The organism is Microbacterium sp. ZW T5_45 (assembly GCF_044987415.1).
Classification (GTDB): Bacteria; Actinomycetota; Actinomycetes; order Actinomycetales; family Microbacteriaceae; genus Microbacterium.
In genome coordinates, this window is record NZ_JBJDRJ010000041.1 from 17,184 (window position 1) to 35,092 (window position 17,909).

The window sequence follows — 17,909 nt, forward strand, 5'->3', positions numbered from 1 at the left end:
GAATATCGGGCCGAGTAGCCTGAGACCATGACCGCACGCATCCGGCTCGCCGCCGCCCTTTCCGTGATCGCCGTCGTGGCTCTGGCCGCGGGCTGTGCGAGCGGTCCCTCGTCTGATTCGCCCACGAGCTCCTCGATGCCGTCGGCGGCACCGTCGTCCGCGACCGACGTCGGCGATGACGATGGCCTCGGAGACGACATGGACGGGACGATCCTCGACGACGGGCGGGCATTCGCGGTGCTCACCTGGGGATCGTCATCCTGCGTGCCCACGGTCGCTGACGCGACGGGCGACGGGCAGACGGTCGTCGTCGCCCTCACAGACGGCGACGACGCTGATCGCGTGTGCACGGCCGACTACGCGGCTCGGGCGAGCGTCGGCACCCTGCCGGAAGGCGTCGATCCCACCCAGGACATCACGCTCCAGGTCACCTACGGAGACGTCACGGACGACGTGGACCTCGACGGAGACGCGTCCTTCTCGGGTGTGCCAGGCTCTCCGACCGAGTACACCCCCTCGGCCGGTTGGATCGACGACGGGATGCTGGTGCTGCTGACCTGGGGCTCGTCGAGCTGCCCGCCGGTCGTGGAGTCGCTCGAAGGCTCGGGATCGGCCGGGACAGCGACCTTCACGACCGACGACTCGCAGGTGTGCACCATGGACATGGCACCCAGGGCGACGCTGCTCTCGTTCCCCGACGTCTCCGTGGAGGACGACGCGTTCACCCTGACGCTCGTGGGCGGCGGACTCGACGGCACCGTCGCCGTCCGCGGCTGAACAGGACACCCGCAGCCCGCCCGGCGGCACCGAAGCCGGACCCGCCCGGACCCGGCCGCTGAAGTCACAGCCGAGCGGTCGGATGCCCCGCCGGAAGAGCGAGCAGCAGTGCGCCGGCATCCACTCGGCAGACCATGCGCACCGCCTCGCCGAACTCGTCGCCGTCGATCTGGATCGGCGTGGGCGTCGTCGTCGCGGTCTCGGCGGCGATGCCGCGGAAGTAATGCACTGCGGCGTTCCTGCCGCGGTGCTGGAGCGCCTTGCGTCCCACGCGCGTGCGGCGGAGCACCGAGTTGTCCCACCAGATCTTGCGCCAGACGTTGATCCAACCGAGCACACCCGTCGGCTGGATGACGGCGATGTCGAGCGTGCCGTCGGCGATCGATGCGTCGGGCACGAGTTCGATGCCCGCGGGGAGCATTCCGCAGTTGGCGAAGAGGATGCTGTGCGCCCTGCTCGTGAGAAGGCGGCCATCGTCGACCTGATAGACCGCGCGGAAGGGCTTGGCGGTGGCGAGTGAACGGGCGGCCCCGTCGACGTAGGCTATCCATCCGACGGTCTTCTTCCAGTCCGACCGGGTGTTGGCGATCATGTCGGCGTCGAGCCCGATGCCCGCCATCACGACGAAGGCATGCGCGCTGCGTCCACCGTCCTGCCGGGTGACCTCTGCCCAGCCGATGTCGATGGGGTGACGGTCGCCGTGCAGCGCGGCCCGGATCATCACGGAGGCGTCGCCGAGAGGCAGGCCGAGATTGCGGGCGAGCAGGTTGCCGGTGCCGCTGGGCAGGATCGCCAGAGGCACGCCCGACCCGGCGATCGCCTCGGACACTGCGCGGACCGTACCGTCGCCGCCGGCCACGAGCACGACGTCCACGCCGCGGGCGAGCGCGTCGGCCGTCGCGGCCTGCCCCGCATCGTCGATCGTCGTCGGGTAGAAGGCCGGATGCTCCCAGCCCGCCTCCGCGCAGATCTCGCGCACCCGTGCGCGCAGGCCCCGCTCGTCGACCTTCAGAGGGTTGTAGACCAGCGCCGCCTGGTCACGGCGGTCGCGAGGGGGCGTCATGGCGATACTCTATTCCCGGCATCCGCCCGTGCTTGACCCGACGGATCGCCGTCAGCGCTGATCGCCCACAGAGAGGAGACGCGGTGACCGACATCCAGGATCCGCGCGACCTTCTGCAGACGATGGTCGCCGACGACCCGCAGCGGCTGCGCAGACGCAGTCTCTCGCTCGGTGTTGATCGGGACGACGCCGAGGACGTGGCGCAGACGGCTCTCCTGCGCGCCTGGCGGTCGATCGAGGCGCTCGACATCCCGGAGCCGGGGCGCATGTGCTCGTGGCTCGACACGATCGCCCGCAACGTGGTGATCGACCTTGCCCGCCAGCGCTCGCGTCGTCCGATCGGCGAGTTCGACGCCGACCTGCCTGATGAGGTGAACGTCGCCGCGCAGGTCGAGGTGAGAGTGATCCTCGACAACGCCCTCGCGGCGCTGCGAACACTGCCCGACGCTCTGCGGGAGCCGCTGGTGCTGTCGGTCGTCGACGGACTCTCGACCGCCGAGGTCGCGGACCGCCTGGGTATCGAGCCGGCCACCGCTCGTCAGCGCATCTCGCGGGCTCGGAAGGCGCTCGAGGGATGCCGGGAGTCCGGCATGGGCGCCGGCTGAGGGAACCGACAGCGCGGGTGAACCGTGCGCGCTGAGGGAGCCGACCGCGTCGATCCCCTCAGCGGTGACACGGTGATCAGGCGGTGCCGAAGGGGTTGTCGACTGCGTAGCGCCAGCCGTGCTCCTCGCTGAAGACCGCCACGTCGGCCGTGGTGCCGGCGAGGGAGATCTCGGAGCCGTCGGGGCCCGTCCCGGAGATGGTCCAGTCCGCGATGGCGAGGCCGGTGCCCCCCCGACTCGAAGGTACGACGCACCGTCATCGAGATCGGAAGGTTCAGACCGAGGAACTGCTCGAGCGCGCCGCGCACGGCGCTCTCGCCGGTGACGGGCTGACCCGGTGCGGGCACGAAGACGACGTCGGGCAGGTTCAGCGCCATCAGGCCGTCGAGGTCGCGGGCGTTGAACCGGTCGGCGAAGGCGAGGTTGAGCTGGTCGAGTGAGGTGACGGGAGAGGTCACGGTGGGTCCTTTCATCGCGGGGTGGCCGGGTGCCGCCCTCGCGCCGGCGAGGGTGCCGGCTTCTCTGAGGAAGACGACGGTCGCGGCGGGATGTGACAGATCCGTGCGATCGAGCACGCACCATAGACTTGGTGGATGATCGACCTCGCCCTTCTTCGCGACAACCCCGAGATCGTCCGCCGCTCGCAGGCCGCCCGCGGCAATGACGAGTCCACTGTGGATGCGGCGCTCGAGGCCGATCGATCGCGTAGAGCCGCCCTGTCGGCCTTCGAAGAGCTGCGCGCCCAGCAGAACGCGTTCGGCAAGCAGGTCGCGAAGGCTCCCAAGGACGAGAAGGCCGCGCTCGTGGCGCAGGCCAAGGAGCTCGCCGACCGGGTCAAGCAGGCGCAGCAGGCCGCGAACGAGGCCGCGGAGACGGCATCCGCCGCTCTCGCCCGCATCGAGAACATCGTCATCGACGGCGTCCCGGCCGGCGGCGAGGCGGACTTCGTCGAACTGCGTCGTGTCGGTGAGGTGCCCTCATTCGACTTCGAGGCGCGCGACCATCTCGAGATCGGCGAGATCCTCGGGGCGATCGACATGGAGCGTGGAGCCAAGGTTTCCGGGGCGCGCTTCTACTTCCTCAAGGGGATCGGTGCCCGCCTCGAGATCGCACTGATGAACCTCGCGCTCGACAAAGCCCTGCAGAACGGCTTCACGCCGATGATCGTGCCGACGCTCGTGCGTCCGGAGATCATGCAGGGCACCGGCTTCCTCGGCGAGCACGCCGACGAGGTCTACCACCTGGACAAGGACGACGACCTGTATCTCGTGGGCACGAGCGAGGTCGCGCTGGCCGGGTACCACAAGGACGAGATCGTCGACCTCGGCAAGGGGGCGCTGCGCTACGCCGGCTGGTCGACGTGCTATCGCCGCGAGGCAGGGTCTCACGGCAAGGACACCCGCGGCATCATCCGCGTGCACCAGTTCAACAAGCTCGAGATGTTCGTCTACACCGACCCGGCGGATGCCGAGGCCGAGCACCTGCGCCTCGTCGCGCTGCAGGAGGAGATGCTCACCGCACTCGGTCTCGCGTACCGCGTGATCGACGTCGCCGCGGGCGACCTCGGCTCGAGCGCAGCGCGCAAGTACGACATCGAGGCGTGGGTGCCGACGCAGGGTGCGTTCCGCGAGCTCACCTCGACGTCGAACTGCACGACCTACCAGGCGCGACGGCTCGACGTGCGGCACCGCCCGGCCCCTGCGGCAGGCTCAGCGACTCCGGGCGAGGCAGGTCAGACCGCGAAGACCCAGCATGTCGCGACCCTGAACGGCACGCTCGCGACCACCCGCTGGATCGTGGCGCTGCTCGAGACCCACCAGCAGGCCGACGGCTCGGTGCGCGTGCCGGAGGTGCTGCGCCCCTACCTCGGAGGCATCGAGGTGATCCGCCCTGAGGGATGGGTCGACCCGGAAGCCGAGGGACAGGCCCCAGAGGGACAGGCCGCAGAGTGACCGAGGCCTGGCTCGTCGGCCTCGACGTCGACGGCACGATCCTGCTGCAGGACGAGACCATGAGTCCTGGTGTCGTCGAAGCCGTCGCTCGGGTGCGCGATGCCGGCCACCTCGTGACGATCGCGACCGGCCGCAGCTGGATCGCGACCCAGCGCTACGTCGAGGAGCTCGGCATGACTGCTGAGTACGTCGTCTGCTCGAACGGGGCGGTCACCATGCGTCGCGTCGGCGACGAGTGGGAGCGGTGGAACGTCGAGACGTTCGACCCGACGCCCGTGCTCGATCTGCTGCGCGACCGGCTGCCGCAGGCCAGGTACATGGTCGAGCTCGCCTCCGGTCAGCGCCTGTACACGCAGCAGCTCGACGACTGGACGCTCGACGGCGGCCGGCAGGTCTCGTTCGAACAGCTCGCCGAGGAGCCCGTCTCGCGCGTCGTCGTCGTCTCTCCCGGCCATGACGAGGAGGACTTCCACCGGCTCGTCGCGGATGCCGGCCTCAACGAGGTGTCGTACGCGATCGGCTGGACCGCATGGCTGGACATCGCCCCGAACGGCGTCGACAAGGGCACGGCCCTGGAACGGGTGCGCGCCGAGCTCGGTCTCGACGGTGAGCGCGTGCTCGTCGCCGGAGACGGCCGCAACGACATCGGCATGTTCGGCTGGGCGCGCGCGCTCGGCGGGCGAGCGGTCGCGATGGGACAGGCGCCGGACGAGGTGAAGGACGCCGCGAACGAGGTGACGCTGGACGTCGTCGACGGCGGGCTCGCGCGGGCGCTGAACACGCTTCCAGCGCCCGCCCAGGTGCGCGCCGGAGAATAGAACTCGGCTAGACTCACGGCTTGTCGGCAGATTCGTCTGTCGGGAGGGTTGTCCGAGCGGCCGATGGAGCTGGTCTTGAAAACCAGTGGGCAGAGATGTCTCAAGGGTTCGAATCCCTTACCCTCCGCTTCGTGAGTGCGTCGCCGCACCAGACGGCCCCGCACCCATAACCGAAAGGCCCCGAGTGAGTCAGAACACCCGACGTCGCCGCACCATCGCGCGACACGGACAGCTCCGCACGCCGGGACCGATCAGCCAGTTGCTGACCTTCATCGCACTCGGTCTCGCCGTGGTCCTCGTCAGCGGCGTCGCCGTCGCCGGCTACATCGCCTATGACCTCACCAGCACGGTCTCGGCCAACGCCGTCGAGATCGAGGGCCAGGAGGACCTCCCGCCGGACATCGGCGCCTACGAGGGCGGATTCAACATCGTCCTCGCCGGCATCGACACCTGTGAAGAGGCGTACGCGCAGTACTTCGGAGACCGCTGCAGCGGCAAGGACTCCGAGGGCAACCTCAACGACGTCAACCTGCTCGTGCATGTCTCCGACGCCCCGCGGCGCGTGACGGTCGTGAGCTTCCCGCGCGACCTCATGGTGCCGATCCCCGAGTGCGAGGATGCCGAGGGGACGACGCACTCGGCGATGAGCAAGCAGCCCCTGAACTCGGCGTACACCGACGGCGGGCTCAACTGCGTCGTGCAGACGATCTCGAAGCTCACGGATCAGGAGATCCAGTTCGCGGCCACCGTCACCTTCGGCGGCGTGATCGAGATCACCAACGCGATCGGCGGCGTCGACGTCTGCCTCGCGAGCCCGATCAAGGACCGCTACACCGGACTCGACCTGGATGAGGGAACTCACACCCTGCAGGGACTCCAAGCGCTGCAGTTCCTGCGCACCCGCCACGGCGTCGGCGACGGCAGCGATCTTGGCCGCATTGGCAACCAGCAGCAGTACATGTCGAACCTCGCGAAGCAGCTCATCAGCAGCGACACCCTCGGCAACGTGCCGACGATGCTGAAGCTGGCGACCACCGCGGTCGACAACCTCGAGACCAGCACCTCGCTCGCCGACCCGATGAAGATCGTGCAGATCGCGCTCGCAGTGAAGTCCGTGGACTTCGCCGACATCGTGTTCCTGCAGTACCCCTCGAACACCGACCCCGACAACGCCAACAAGGTCGTGCCGAACAAGACCGCCGCCGCGGCCATGTGGGAGGCGATCAACGCCAACGCCCAGCTGCAGGTCACCTACGAGAACACCGACCGCGACGGCGTGGTCGTCACCGACCCCGGAACGACGACCGATGCGACGGCGGATGCCGGAACGACGGATGCCGGAACGACGGATGCCGGAACGGCGGATGCAGGGACCACCGAGGGCGCGACGGGTGAGGTCGCGACGCCCGAGGCGTCGGTGACGCCGGGCGTCGTGGAACTGCCCGACACGATCAAGGGCACCTCGGCCGCGCAGACGGTCTGCTCCAACGGCAACGTGAAGTGACGTCGCCCGCGTGAGGTGAGTGCCCCGGCTCAGCGGCGCGGAGCCAGGGCCTCGATCACCTTCTCGACGATGCCCGCCATGTCGACATCGCGGTCGACCATCCACTGCAGCTGCAGACCGTCGGCGACGGCCTGCACGACCCTGGCCATGGTGTCGGGGTCGAGCACGGGCGCGCGATCGGTCTCTGCCGCGAAGCCCGCGGTGACCAGTGCGCGCAGTTGAGCATTGCGCTCCAGGAAATATTCGTGTGCAGGATGCGCCGGGTCGGCGGCATCGACCGCGAGCCGGGAGAAGAGCTCGACCAGCCCGGGGACCTCGGCGTTGTGGCGGATCGCGCCGAGCAGGCGGTCCTGCGTGCTCTGCTCGTGCGGGCCCTCCTGCGCGAGGCCATCGTGTTCATCGCGCTTGCGCAGCACCGCGGTGAACAGCTCCTCCTTGGTGCCGAAGTAGTGCAGGAGCGCGGCCGGGGTGACGCCCACCACCTCTGCGATCTGCTTGAGCGAGGCGTTCTGATAGCCGTGACGTCCGATGACGTCGAGCGCGCTCTCCAGGATCTCCTCGCGCCGGGCGATGCCCTTCGCATATGAACCTCGTCGTGTCATCCTCCGAGCGTAAACCTGAACCGTGTTTGGAAACGAATGCTGATCGACATATAGTTTTCGCAGGACATCGTCGTCACCCGCGAAAGGAAGCAGTGCACATGACCGACAACCCGGCATCCGATCTCACTCTCGAGGAGAAGGCATCGCTCACCAGCGGTGCGGACTTCTGGACCACCAAGGCCATCGAGCGGGCCGACATCCCGTCGATCATGATGACCGACGGCCCGCACGGTCTCCGCAAGCAGGCGGGCGGATCTGACCACCTCGGTCTCGCCAGCAGCGTGCCCGCGACGTGCTTCCCGCCCGCGGTCGGCATCGGTTCGTCGTGGGATCCCGAACTCATCGAGCGCGTCGGCGCGGCGATCGGCCGTGAGGCCGCGATCGAGGACGTGGCGGTCGTGCTCGGCCCCGGCGTCAACATCAAGCGCTCGCCGCTGTGCGGTCGCAACTTCGAGTACTTCTCCGAGGACCCGATCGTCTCGGGCGTGCTCGGCGCGGCATCCGTTCGCGGCGTGCAGACGCAGGGCGTCGGCACCTCGCTCAAGCACTTCGCCGCGAACAACCAGGAGTACGACCGTATGCGGGCGAGCTCGGACGTGGATCCCCGCCCCCTGCGCGAGATCTACCTGCGCGGATTCGAGCGCGTCGTCAAGGACGCAGCCCCCTGGACCGTCATGTGCTCGTACAACAAGCTCAACGGCGTCTGGACCTCGGAGGACCCGTGGCTGCTCACCAGCGTGCTGCGCGACGAGTGGGGCTTCGACGGCCTCGTCGTGTCCGACTGGGGCGCGGTGAACGACCGCATCGCCGGTGTCGCCGCCGGCCTCGATCTCGAGATGCCGTCGTCGGGCGGACGGACGGATGCTCAGCTCGTGGCCGCCGTGCAGGCCGGGGAGCTCGCCGAGAGCGTGCTCGACACCGCCGCGGGGCGCGCGATCGACCTCGTTCGCAAGGCGCAGCAGCGTCCGGCGGTCGAGGGCGCTCTCGATGTCGACGCCCACCACGCGCTGGCCCGCGAGGCCGCGGGCCGCTCGATCGTGCTGCTCAAGAACGAGGCCGACCTCCTGCCGCTCGCTCCTGCGCAGAAGGTCGCCGTGATCGGCGCGTTCGCCACCGAGCCCCGCTATCAGGGCGCCGGATCCTCGCTCATCAACCCGACCCGCCTGGACGCAGCGCTGGACGCTCTGCGCGACGTCGGCGGTGAGAACGTCTCCTACGCGCCCGGCTTCGCGGTCGAGGGCGGCGCGATCGCCGCATCCGGTCGCTCCGCCGAGGACCTGCAGGCCGAGGCCGTTCGGGTCGCCGCAGAGGCGGACGTCGCCGTGGTCTTCCTCGGGCTGCCCGCGTCGGAGGAGTCGGAGGGCTTCGACCGTGAGCACATCGATCTGCCCGCCGTGCAGCTCGCCGTGCTCGACGCCGTACTCGCCGCCAACCCGAACACCGTCGTCGTGCTCTCCAACGGCGGCGTCGTCGCGCTGCCCTTCGTCGACCGTGTGCCGGCGATCGTCGAGAGCTGGCTGCTGGGCCAGGCGGGCGGCAGCGCCGTCGCCGACGTGCTGTACGGTGCCGTGAACCCCTCAGGGCGGCTGACCGAGACTGTGCCGGTGCGCCTCGAGGACAACCCTTCGTACGGCAACTTCCCCGGCGAGTTCGGGCACGTCCGCTACGGCGAGGGACTGCTCGTCGGCTACCGCTGGTACGACGCGAAGAAGATCGACGTGACGTTCCCGTTCGGCTTCGGTCTGTCGTACACGACGTTCTCGTACGGCGAGGCCACGGCATCCGTCGTCGACGGCGACATCGTCGTGCGCGTGGACGTCACGAACACCGGCGACCGCGACGGCCGCGAGGTCGTGCAGGTCTACACGGGCCTGCCGGGATCGATCGTGCAGCGCGCTCCCCGGGAGCTCAAGGCGTTCGCCTCGGTCGCTCTGGCCGCCGGCGAGACCCGCACGGTCGAACTCGTCGTGCGCCGAGAGGACCTCGCCTACTGGGACGTCCGCGTCGATCGTTTCGTCGTCGAAGGCGGCGAGTACACGGTCGAGGTGGGGGCCTCGAGCCGGGACATCCGCTCGTCGGTCGCCGTCGCGGTCGAGGGCGATGCGGTCGTCCTGCCGCTCGACCTGAACTCGTCGATCGGCGACATCCTCGGACACCCGGTCGCGGGGCCGGTGGTGCAGCAGGGCCTCGCCGGTTTCCTCGGTGCGGGCGATGCGGGCGCTGCGGAGGACGAGGGGATGCAGAAGATGATGGCCTCGTTCCCGATCGGCCGTCTCGTGGGCTTCCCGGGTGTGCCGTTCACGCGCGAGCAGATCGAGGAGCTCATCGCCTCGGCGAACGCCGGGGTCTGAGCCCGCGCCTCTCTCGCTCCTGAGCTCGTCCCGCCGACGCTCCTGCTCAGCTACGACGCCCCCTCTCATTTACGCAAATGAGAGGGGGCGTCGTAGCTCAGCGGGGGCGTCGGCTCGCTGGGCGTAGCTCAGCGGGGGCGTCGGCGATCAGAGGCACCGGTGGTCAGGGGACCACGAGCACTCCGTTGCGGCGGTGCGGCAGCACGGCGAGCGCTTCATCGCGCAGCGCGTCGGGGAGCAGCTCCTGCGGGGCGTCCTGGAAGGCGAGCGGACGCAGGAACCGGCGGATGGCCGAGGCGCCGACCGAGGTGTGCAGCGAGGTCGTCGCGGGCCACGGTCCGCCGTGCTGCTGCGACCACGTCACCGCGACACCGGTCGGCCACCCTGCGAACAGCACCCGGCCCGCCCGGGCCTGCAGCAGCTCGAGGACCTCGGCGACCTCCTCACCCGATTCCGAGTGCAGTGTGGCCGTGAGACTCCCCGGTACCGCGCGGAGTGCGGCGTGCAGCTCCTCGTCCGAGGAGTACTCCACGAGCAGCGTCACCGGGCCGAAGCACTCCTCGAACAGCGTCTCCGGACGCTCGGTCACGGCCACGGCATCCGTCCGCAGTGCAACGGGGCGTACCCCGGCGACCTCGGTCCCGGTCGCGACGACCGAGACCGATGCATCGCCTTCGAGATGCGCGAGTCCCTCGGGGAAGGCATCCGTGATGCGGTCGGTGAGCAGCGGTCCTCCGCTCGCCGTGGGCACGGCGGCCGCGACGGCCTCGTCGAATCCCGACCCGGCGGGGAAGAACACGACTCCCGGCTTGGTGCAGAACTGGCCGACGCCGAGCGTGAACGAGCCGACGAGTCCGGTGGCGAGAGCGGCACCGCGCTCGGCTGCGGCTCCGGAGGTGACCACGACCGGGTTGATGCTGCCGAGCTCGCCGTAGAACGGGATCGGGTCGGGGCGGCCCGAGGCGAGGTCGAACAGCGCGCGTCCGCCGGCGACCGATCCGGTGAAACCGGCCGCGGTGATGAGCGGATGCTGCACCAGCGCGTTGCCTGCCTCCCGGCCCTCGACGAGCGCGAGGGAGCCCTCCGGGGCGCCGGCCGCCACCAGGGCCGCCGAGACGATCTCCGCGGTGCGGACGGACAGTCGCGGGTGCCCTGAGTGCGCCTTCACGACGACCGGGTTTCCTGCCGCCAGCGCTGACGCGGTGTCGCCGCCCGCCACCGAGAACGCGAACGGGAAGTTCGAGGCCGAGAACACGGCGACGGGGCCGAGTGCGGTCAGCATCCGGCGCAGCTCAGGGCGGGGCGGGCTCGCGGTGGCGTCGGCCTCGTCGATCGTGAGCTCGAGGTACGAGCCCTCCTCGACGACTGTGGCGAACAGGCGCAGCTGTCCGCTCGTGCGCGCGACCTCTCCGGTCAGACGGGGGGTGCCGAGCCGGGTCTCCTCATCGGCGATCGCGACGAGCTCATCGACGTGCGCGTCGAGGGCATCGGCCGCCGCGCGCAGCCAGGCGGCACGGTCGGTGGCCGCGGACCGCCGCCAGAGAGGTGCGGCGTCTGCGGCCCGGCGGACGATCGCGTCGAGTTCGTGGGGTGCGGTGGTCATGTCAGTCCCTTTCGCTGCCGGACGAGAAACGGATGCCGAGCCCCGTGTGCGGAGTCTCGGTGAGGCGGCCATCGGCGATGGCCACCGGTGAGGGGTCGAGCAGCGCGCCGAGGTCGCCGAAGCCGGCGTCCTCGACCTCCTCGGTCCACGGGTCGCCCGGCAGCGTGAGGGCGAGCTGGCCCGAGAGCTCGGGGAGCAGATGCGGATGCAGGGCGGCTCCGTGCTGGGCGGCGATCTCGGCGATGCGCAGGAACGGGGTGATCCCGCCGACCCGGATGATGTTGGGCTGCACGACCTGCGCGCCACCGGCGTCGAGGAACTCGGCGAAGCGGTAGGCCGTGTGCAGGTTCTCGCCGACCGCGATCGGCACGCCGATGCGACGCGCGAGCTCGACGTGGCCGGCGAGGTCGTCGGCGCGAAGGGGCTCCTCGATCCAGTCGAGGCCGACGACGGAGAGAGCGGTCACGGCATCCGTCGCCTGTTCCAGCGTCCAGCGCTGGTTCGCGTCGACCATGAGGGCGCGGTCGGGACCGAGCAGTGCGCGCACGGCGGTGAGGCGGTCGAGGTCCTCGGCGACGTCGGGCTTGCCGACCTTGATCTTGACGGCGTCGAATCCTGCGTCGATCCAGCGCTGGACCTGCGCGAGCAGTTCGTCGTGCGTGTAGTGCAGGTTCACGCCCGACCCGTAGGCGCGAGCGCTCTCGCGGCGGCGCCCGATCAGGTGCGAGACGGGGAGGTCGCGAGCGCGAGCCTCGGCATCCCACAGAGCCAGATCGAGCCCGGCCAGGGCGATCGTGGTGACGCCTCCGCTACCGGCCTCGTGCAGATACGCCCACAGCGCGTCCCATGACTCGCCGGGAGCGGCGGGGCGGCCGATGGCTGCGGGGGCGAGGTCGTGATCGAGCAGTGCCTGCACGGCCTCGGCCCCGATCTGCGGGGTCCAGGAGAAGCCCCATCCCTCGGCTCCATCGGAGCGCAGCACGTGTGTGGCGATCACGCCGATCGAATCGACCGCGGCCGACGCGCCGGAGGAGCCGGCCGCATGAGACGGCCCCCACGGGCGCGTCAGTGGAACCCGCAGCAACCGGGTCGACAGGCGCTCGATCGTGGTCACAGCAGTGCGCGCCCTGCTGCGAGGATCTCGGCGAGACGCGCCTCCTGCGCGGGTGTCGGGTCGACGAGCGGTGCGCGCACCGATCCGACAGCGAGACCCGACAGGCGCAGTCCCGCCTTGATCAGCGAGACGCCGAATCCCGGCGTCTCATCGCGCAGCGCGACCAGTGGACGGTAGAACCCGTCGAGCAGGCGCAGGCGGGCGTCGTCGTCGCCGGATGCGTAGGCGCGGTAGTGCGCGTTCGCGATGTCGGGCGCCATGGCGAACGCCGCAGAGGAGTAGAGGGGCACGCCGATGCCGCGATACGCCCCCTGCGTGAGTTCGGCGGTGAGCAGGCCGTTGAAGAACGCGAAGTCCTCGCGGCCGGACTCGGCGACCGCCCGCACGATGAGCTGCGTCGTGCCGATGTCGCCCGTGCCGTCCTTGAAGCCGACCACCTTCGGGTTCGCGGCGAGCCGGCGCACCGTCTCGACGGAGTACTGCGCCGTGCCGCGGTGGTAGATGATGACGGGCAGATCGGATGCCGCGGCGATCTGCTCGACGTAGGAGATGAGGCCCTCCTGGGTGCCGCCGACGAGGTAGGGCGGCAGCACGAGCAGGCCATCGGCACCGGCATCCGCAGCGCTCCGCGCCACCTCGATCGCGTGGCCGAGCGGACCGCCGGCACCGGCGATCACCGGCACCCGGCCGCCGACGGCGGAGACCGCGGTACGGGTCACGGCCGCGGCCTCGGCAGTCGACAGGGCGTGGAACTCTCCCGTGCCGCAGGCCGGGAAGACCCCGCCCGCCTCGGCCTCGACCCCCGTGGCGACATGGGCCGCCAGCAGATCGTGGTCGATCGCGCCGTCGGCGGTGAACGGGGTGACCGGGAAGAAGAGGATGCCTCGGAAGTCCATGACGGGTCCTTTCAGGAGACGGCTGCGGCGGCCAGTTCGGCGCGCCAGGTGCGGGTGGGACGCCAGCCGAGCAGCCGCTCGGCCTTGGCGGAGGAGAACGCGGGAGTGCTTCCCGTCAGTTCGGCGGCGGCCGCGGCCGTCCCGGGGTGGAAGCGGGGGAGCAGCTCGCTCAGCGGCTCCCTGGCCAGTGCATCGTCGGCGCCGACGAAGAACGTCTCACCGTTGGGCACGTCGGGCAGGGCGTCGAGCAGCGTGTCGGCGAAGGAGGCGACGTCCCGGGCATCCACATAGTTGAACAGGGCGGGCGCCGAGAGCGCCGGGTCGTCCAAGCGCGCCTGCACCGTGTGGCCCTGCTGGGTGAGCGCACCAGCCCACTCCTCCGGAGCGATCACGTAGCAGGGACGGAACGCGGCGAATCGCACGTCGTCACCGGTCTGCCGCTGCAGCATGCCCAGGGTCTGCTCGATGAGCAGCTTCGAGAGGGCGTAGGCGTTCCAGGGCAGCACGGGCGAATCCTCGTCGAGTGGAAGGCGCTCCGGCACCCATCCTCGTGGTGCGCCGTACCCCATCACCGTGGGGCTGGACGCCGCCACGACGCGACGGATGCGGGCCCGCACGGCGCCGCCGAGCACCGACTGCGCGAGACCCGCGTTCGTGCGGATGATCACATCCTCCGGCGCGCTGAACGGCACGGCGATCGCGGCGAGGTGGATCAGCGCGTCGGCACGGCTGCTCTCCAGAACGGAGACCGTGGCGTCGGCATCCGCCAGATCGGCGACGACCTGCTCGATGCCGTCGCGATCGAGCTCGGCTGCGGGAGCCCGATCGATCGAGACGAGTTCGTGCCCGGCATCCGACAGTCCCCGCACCAGCGAGCGTCCGAGGCGGCCGGCTCCGCCGGTGACGACGATCCTCATCGCCCGGCGAGCAGGTCGATGCCGAGATCGGCGACGTTCACGGGCAGGCCGGTATCGAGCGAGCGGTTGCCGGCGATGCCGACCGCGATCGAGCGGATGCCATCGGTCCAGTCCGCCGGGCGGCCCAGCGGATCGTCGCCGGGGCCGACGAAGACGTCCGAGAGCAGCAGCGCGTCGCCGCCGCCGTGACCGCCGACGCCGCCGTCGATCGGCACCTCGACCGCTGCCTCCCAGTGCCGCTGCACGATCAGCCGCTCGCTCTCGGGGCGCAGGGTCGTCGCCGCGTCGGCGCCCGACGGACTGGGGTCGATCGACGGGTGCAGACCTTCGCCAGCGAGCACCGCGCCGCGCTCGACGACGTCGAGCTCTGCGCGGCCGAGCGTGCCGTTCACCGCGACCCGGTACCCCTCCCACGGGGCATGTGCGTTCAGCGAATAGGAGAGCGTCGCCCCCGAGGCGTAGTCCACGACGAGGGCGAGATTGTCCTCGATCGTGATGCCCTCGCTGAACACGTCGAGGTCGCGGCGGTAGCCGTCGTGCTGTTCGGCCTCGAGATAGAGCGCAGACAGGCGCTCGTCGGTGCGCAGATCGAGTTCGAAGAGATCGCCGCCGTCGTGCGTGCCGCGTTCGGGGCGCTCGCCGAGGCCCCGCTCGCGCGCGTTGTCGGCTCCGTAGAAGCGCAGACCCCCGGAGGCGAAGACGCGGGTCGGCTGCGAGCGGATCCACCAGTTGACGAGGTCGAAGTGGTGGCTCGACTTGTGCACGAGCAGACCGCCGGAGTTCGCCTTCTCGCGGTGCCAGCGGCGGAAGTAGTCGGCGCCGTGATTGGTGTCGAGCATCCAGGAGAAGTCGATCGACGTGACCCGGCCGATGGTGCCGTCCTGGATCACCTGGCGCAGCGCGCTGTTGCGGGGGGAGTAGCGGTAGTTGAAAGTGATCACGACGTTCCTGCCGGTGCGGGCGACGGCATCCTCGATCCGGGCGGCGCTCGCCGCATCGATCGTGAGGGGCTTCTCGACGACGACATCGGCCCCGGCCTCGAGCGAGCGCACGATGAGCTCGGCGTGCAGGTCGTCGCGCGCGCAGATGATCACTCGGTCGACGTGCTGCTCGGTGATGACCTTCTCGAGGTCGTCCGGTCCGACGAGCTGCGGCGCGGGGACTCCCGCGTCTGTGAGCCGGGCTGCGTGGTAGGCCGCTCTGGTCGGATTCGGCTCGACGATCGCGACGATCTCGGCGCGGTCGCGGTGCTCGCCGATCGCGGCGTCGACGTACATCTGGGCGCGGTGTCCGGCGCCGGCGAGGGCGTAGCGGGTCTTCGACATCGTGATCTCTTCTTCATCGAGGAAACGTTTTCTCGAGAGTAGCACAGCGGTGGAGTCGAGGGGCGGTGTCAGCGCGGGGCCCTCAGGCGGCGGGCGGCGCGGTGCTCCCGCGCACGACGAGCGCGGGGATGAGAGGCGCGAGCGGCTCGGCCTCCTCGCCGTCGAGCTGTGCGCGCATGGCACGCCAGGCATGTGCTCCCAGTTCGACCGCGGGAACCGCGACCGTGGTGAGCGGAGGAGTCGTGTGGCCGGCGAACGGGATGTCGTCGAAACCTGTGACCGAGATGTCCCGCGGTACGTCGACCCCCCGGCCTTCCAGCGCCGACAGCAGTCCGATCGCGACGAGGTCGTTGTACGCGAGCACGGCGGTCGCGCCCGAGGAGAGCACCGCGTCGACCGCCGAGACGCCGCTGTCGACGTCGACGCCGGCGGAGATCTCGATGACCTCCAGCTCGGCGAGGTCTGCGGTCGCCTCGGCGATCGCCTGCTGGCGGGCACGGTGGGTGACGCTGCGGGTCGCGCCGGCGAGGTATGCCAGACGACGGTGGCCGAGCCCGGTGAGGTGATCGATGAGGTCGCGGAACCCTGCGCGGTAGTCGGCGGCGACGACGGGGGCGGATTCCTGCGGATCGCGGTTGATCACGACGGCCGGCGAGAGCGTCGGCAGGATGCGGGACAGATCGTCCTGCGCCATGCGGGGGGAGCAGAGGATGACGCCGTCGGTCCGGTGTCGCGTGGCGACGGCGAGAGTGCGCTCCTGATCGAGGTTCTCGGTGGAGTCGGCGATCAACACGTGGAATCCGTCGGTGGATGCGGCGCGGTTCAGCCCGCGCAGCACCGCCTGGAAGGTGGGGTTCTCGAGATCGGGGATGACCACGGCCACCGTCTGGGTGCGCCCCAGCACCAGGCTGCGTGCCACCGGGTTGGCCGTGTATCCCAGTTCGGCGGCGGCGGCCTGCACGCGCTCCACGAGCGCTGGGTCGACGGTCGGGTTTCCGTTCATCGCTCGCGACACCGTCGACAGGGAGACGCCCGCCAGTTTCGCGACGTCGGTGATGCCTGGACGTGAAGACGCGCGTGCCATGGAAGTCCCTTCGTGCCGCGAACCGTCGCGGATGTCGTCATACTACGAGAAAACGTTTGCAAGGAGCTGGTATGACCGCATCGTCCGCCGATCGTCAGCACAAGCGCGAGAGGCTCGCCCGCCTGCGTGACGCACAGGGGGCACCGCTGCTGCTGGCCTCGCACGAAGCCGTGTCGTGGTATCTCGACGGTGTGCGCACCCACGTCTCGCTCGCGGGGCCGCCGGTGCTCGCGGTGCGCGTCGAACCGGAGGGCGATCGTCTGTTCGTCGCCGACAACGAAGCCGATCGCCTGATCGCCGAGGAGCTGCTGCCCGAGGACGCCGAGCGCGTCGTGCGGGTGCCCTGGTGGATACCGCCCGCCGTGGCCGCTGCCGACGCCACGGCCGGAGAGTCTGCGATCGGCGAGGCGGAGGTCGCCGCCGAGTTGCGTGCGGCGCGCGCCTCGCTGCTGCCCGCCGAGATCGCCCGCTACCGCGCGCTCGGACACGAGACGGCGGACGTGCTCACGGATGCTCTCGCGGATGCTGCTCCGATCGACACCGAGCAGAACACGGCATCCGTCGTCGCGGGGGCGCTGGTCGCCCGAGGCATCGACCCCCTCGTCGTGCTGGTGGCCGGCGCGGAGCGCGTCGGCCACCGGCATCCGCTCCCCACCGACGCGGCACTCGGGGAACGGGCGATGGTCGTCGTGTGCGGGCGACGGCACGGCCTGATCGCGAACGCGACGCGCTGGGTCGGTGCGGCCGTCGACGAGACGCCGATCCTCGAAGTGGAGCGGGCCTTCCTCGACGCGTCGGTGCCGGGCGCGCGTCTCGACGAGGTGTTCGCGGCGGGTAACGCCGGCTATGCGCGGGCGGGGTTCGACGCCGAGGAATGGACGCGGCATCATCAGGGCGGGCCGACGGGATACGCGGGGCGGGATCCTCGGGCCACCGCATCGACCGGAGACGTGCTCGCGGAGAACCAGGCGTTCGCGTGGAATCCGACAGCGCCGGGGGTCAAGGTCGAGGACACGATGCTGCGCACTGGCGAGGGCTGGGAGGTGCTCACGGTCGATCCCCGTTGGCCCTCGGTCGAGCACGCGGGCCTGCGGCGGCCGGTCGCGCGGCCGTACGGGAGCTGAGTTCCCCGGGCGTGAGACCGGTGATTCTCCGTGAGACGGATGCTGTGTGGGGTGACCCGGTTTTGGTGGAGTCTTGTTCTCGGGTGATTTTGATGAACGAACGAGATAGGCCGCGGGCGCGGCGTGCGGGTGAGCACTATTCGATGGAAGAGCGTTCCGCGGCAGTCAAGCTTG

The 17,909-nt window shown here is 70.2% G+C and carries 16 protein-coding genes and 1 tRNA gene; 8 read left to right on the forward strand and 9 right to left on the reverse strand.

Going from position 1 to position 17,909, the window contains the following annotated elements:
• The first annotated feature begins 27 nt into the window (after window positions 1–27).
• Complete coding sequence (locus ACI3KS_RS16625) at window positions 28–777, forward strand: hypothetical protein (protein ID WP_404919657.1); 750 nt, start codon at window positions 28–30, stop codon at window positions 775–777.
• 64 nt (window positions 778–841) lie between these two features.
• Here ACI3KS_RS16625 and ACI3KS_RS16630 read toward each other — a convergent pair whose 3' ends face one another.
• Window positions 842–1,840: a diacylglycerol/lipid kinase family protein gene (locus tag ACI3KS_RS16630; protein WP_404919658.1), complete on the reverse strand. Its 999-nt coding sequence runs from the start codon at window positions 1,838–1,840 to the stop codon at window positions 842–844.
• An 83-nt stretch (window positions 1,841–1,923) separates the two neighbouring features.
• Here ACI3KS_RS16630 and ACI3KS_RS16635 point away from each other — a divergent pair, with 83 nt between their 5' ends.
• On the forward strand, window positions 1,924–2,445 hold the full coding sequence (locus ACI3KS_RS16635) for an RNA polymerase sigma factor (protein ID WP_404919659.1): 522 nt from the start codon (window positions 1,924–1,926) through the stop codon (window positions 2,443–2,445).
• Here the strand turns inward: ACI3KS_RS16635 and ACI3KS_RS16640 are convergent.
• Window positions 2,379–2,918, reverse strand: a complete 540-nt coding sequence (locus ACI3KS_RS16640) for a YybH family protein (RefSeq protein WP_404919672.1) — start codon at window positions 2,916–2,918, stop codon at window positions 2,379–2,381. The two genes, ACI3KS_RS16635 and ACI3KS_RS16640, sit on opposite strands and share 67 nt — an antisense overlap.
• A 120-nt stretch (window positions 2,919–3,038) precedes the next feature.
• On the opposite strand from ACI3KS_RS16640, the gene serS reads away from it, so the two are divergent.
• The 4 genes from serS to ACI3KS_RS16660 all read left to right on the forward strand — a co-directional run bounded on the left by serS (window position 3,039) and on the right by ACI3KS_RS16660 (window position 6,719).
• The gene (gene serS, locus ACI3KS_RS16645) at window positions 3,039–4,397 is read left to right on the forward strand and encodes a serine--tRNA ligase (RefSeq protein ID WP_404919660.1); all 1,359 of its coding nucleotides are present in this window, start codon (window positions 3,039–3,041) and stop codon (window positions 4,395–4,397) included.
• The gene (locus tag ACI3KS_RS16650; RefSeq protein WP_404919661.1) at window positions 4,394–5,215 is read left to right on the forward strand and encodes an HAD family hydrolase; all 822 of its coding nucleotides are present in this window, start codon (window positions 4,394–4,396) and stop codon (window positions 5,213–5,215) included. Before serS ends, ACI3KS_RS16650 begins: the two co-directional genes overlap by 4 nt.
• 42 nt (window positions 5,216–5,257) lie before the next feature.
• Window positions 5,258–5,342, forward strand: a tRNA-Ser gene (locus tag ACI3KS_RS16655).
• Between the two features lie 57 nt (window positions 5,343–5,399).
• Window positions 5,400–6,719, forward strand: a complete 1,320-nt coding sequence (locus ACI3KS_RS16660) for an LCP family protein (protein ID WP_404919662.1) — start codon at window positions 5,400–5,402, stop codon at window positions 6,717–6,719.
• 29 nt (window positions 6,720–6,748) lie between these two features.
• Here ACI3KS_RS16660 and ACI3KS_RS16665 read toward each other — a convergent pair whose 3' ends face one another.
• Window positions 6,749–7,321, reverse strand: coding sequence for a TetR/AcrR family transcriptional regulator (locus tag ACI3KS_RS16665; RefSeq protein ID WP_404919663.1), 573 nt, complete (start codon window positions 7,319–7,321; stop codon window positions 6,749–6,751).
• A gap of 98 nt (window positions 7,322–7,419) precedes the next feature.
• On the opposite strand from ACI3KS_RS16665, the gene ACI3KS_RS16670 reads away from it, so the two are divergent.
• On the forward strand, window positions 7,420–9,672 hold the full coding sequence (locus ACI3KS_RS16670) for a glycoside hydrolase family 3 C-terminal domain-containing protein (protein ID WP_404919664.1): 2,253 nt from the start codon (window positions 7,420–7,422) through the stop codon (window positions 9,670–9,672).
• Between the two features lie 163 nt (window positions 9,673–9,835).
• Here ACI3KS_RS16670 and ACI3KS_RS16675 read toward each other — a convergent pair whose 3' ends face one another.
• The 6 genes from ACI3KS_RS16675 to ACI3KS_RS16700 all read right to left on the reverse strand — a co-directional run bounded on the left by ACI3KS_RS16675 (window position 9,836) and on the right by ACI3KS_RS16700 (window position 16,611).
• Window positions 9,836–11,275, reverse strand: coding sequence for an aldehyde dehydrogenase (NADP(+)) (locus ACI3KS_RS16675; RefSeq protein ID WP_404919665.1), 1,440 nt, complete (start codon window positions 11,273–11,275; stop codon window positions 9,836–9,838).
• Between the two features lies 1 nt (window position 11,276).
• Window positions 11,277–12,389 (reverse strand): mandelate racemase/muconate lactonizing enzyme family protein, encoded by a 1,113-nt coding sequence (locus ACI3KS_RS16680; RefSeq protein WP_404919666.1) that lies wholly within the window; start codon window positions 12,387–12,389, stop codon window positions 11,277–11,279.
• Complete coding sequence (locus ACI3KS_RS16685; protein WP_404919667.1) at window positions 12,386–13,285, reverse strand: 5-dehydro-4-deoxyglucarate dehydratase; 900 nt, start codon at window positions 13,283–13,285, stop codon at window positions 12,386–12,388. Before ACI3KS_RS16685 ends, ACI3KS_RS16680 begins: the two co-directional genes overlap by 4 nt.
• Window positions 13,286–13,296: 11 nt before the next feature.
• Window positions 13,297–14,202 (reverse strand): NAD-dependent epimerase/dehydratase family protein, encoded by a 906-nt coding sequence (locus tag ACI3KS_RS16690; RefSeq protein WP_404919668.1) that lies wholly within the window; start codon window positions 14,200–14,202, stop codon window positions 13,297–13,299.
• Window positions 14,199–15,527, reverse strand: a complete 1,329-nt coding sequence (locus ACI3KS_RS16695; protein WP_404919669.1) for a Gfo/Idh/MocA family protein — start codon at window positions 15,525–15,527, stop codon at window positions 14,199–14,201. Before ACI3KS_RS16695 ends, ACI3KS_RS16690 begins: the two co-directional genes overlap by 4 nt.
• 82 nt (window positions 15,528–15,609) lie before the next feature.
• Window positions 15,610–16,611: a LacI family DNA-binding transcriptional regulator gene (locus tag ACI3KS_RS16700; protein WP_404919670.1), complete on the reverse strand. Its 1,002-nt coding sequence runs from the start codon at window positions 16,609–16,611 to the stop codon at window positions 15,610–15,612.
• Between the two features lie 71 nt (window positions 16,612–16,682).
• Between ACI3KS_RS16700 and ACI3KS_RS16705 the strand changes: the two genes are divergently transcribed.
• Entirely contained in the window at window positions 16,683–17,735 is a 1,053-nt protein-coding gene (locus tag ACI3KS_RS16705) for a M24 family metallopeptidase (protein WP_404919671.1), read from the forward strand.
• Window positions 17,736–17,909 lie beyond the last annotated feature (174 nt).

Coding starts and splice junctions, on each gene's coding strand:
- ACI3KS_RS16625 (WP_404919657.1), top strand. CDS start 28: ATGACCGCACGCATCCGGCTCGCCGCCGCCCTTTCCGTGATCGCCGTC.
- ACI3KS_RS16630 (WP_404919658.1), bottom strand. CDS start 1,840: ATGACGCCCCCTCGCGACCGCCGTGACCAGGCGGCGCTGGTCTACAAC.
- ACI3KS_RS16640 (WP_404919672.1), bottom strand. CDS start 2,918: ATGAAAGGACCCACCGTGACCTCTCCCGTCACCTCACTCGACCAGCTC.
- serS (WP_404919660.1), top strand. CDS start 3,039: ATGATCGACCTCGCCCTTCTTCGCGACAACCCCGAGATCGTCCGCCGC.
- ACI3KS_RS16665 (WP_404919663.1), bottom strand. CDS start 7,321: ATGACACGACGAGGTTCATATGCGAAGGGCATCGCCCGGCGCGAGGAG.
- ACI3KS_RS16670 (WP_404919664.1), top strand. CDS start 7,420: ATGACCGACAACCCGGCATCCGATCTCACTCTCGAGGAGAAGGCATCG.
- ACI3KS_RS16675 (WP_404919665.1), bottom strand. CDS start 11,275: ATGACCACCGCACCCCACGAACTCGACGCGATCGTCCGCCGGGCCGCA.
- ACI3KS_RS16685 (WP_404919667.1), bottom strand. CDS start 13,285: ATGGACTTCCGAGGCATCCTCTTCTTCCCGGTCACCCCGTTCACCGCC.
- ACI3KS_RS16690 (WP_404919668.1), bottom strand. CDS start 14,202: ATGAGGATCGTCGTCACCGGCGGAGCCGGCCGCCTCGGACGCTCGCTG.
- ACI3KS_RS16695 (WP_404919669.1), bottom strand. CDS start 15,527: ATGTCGAAGACCCGCTACGCCCTCGCCGGCGCCGGACACCGCGCCCAG.
- ACI3KS_RS16700 (WP_404919670.1), bottom strand. CDS start 16,611: ATGGCACGCGCGTCTTCACGTCCAGGCATCACCGACGTCGCGAAACTG.
- ACI3KS_RS16705 (WP_404919671.1), top strand. CDS start 16,683: ATGACCGCATCGTCCGCCGATCGTCAGCACAAGCGCGAGAGGCTCGCC.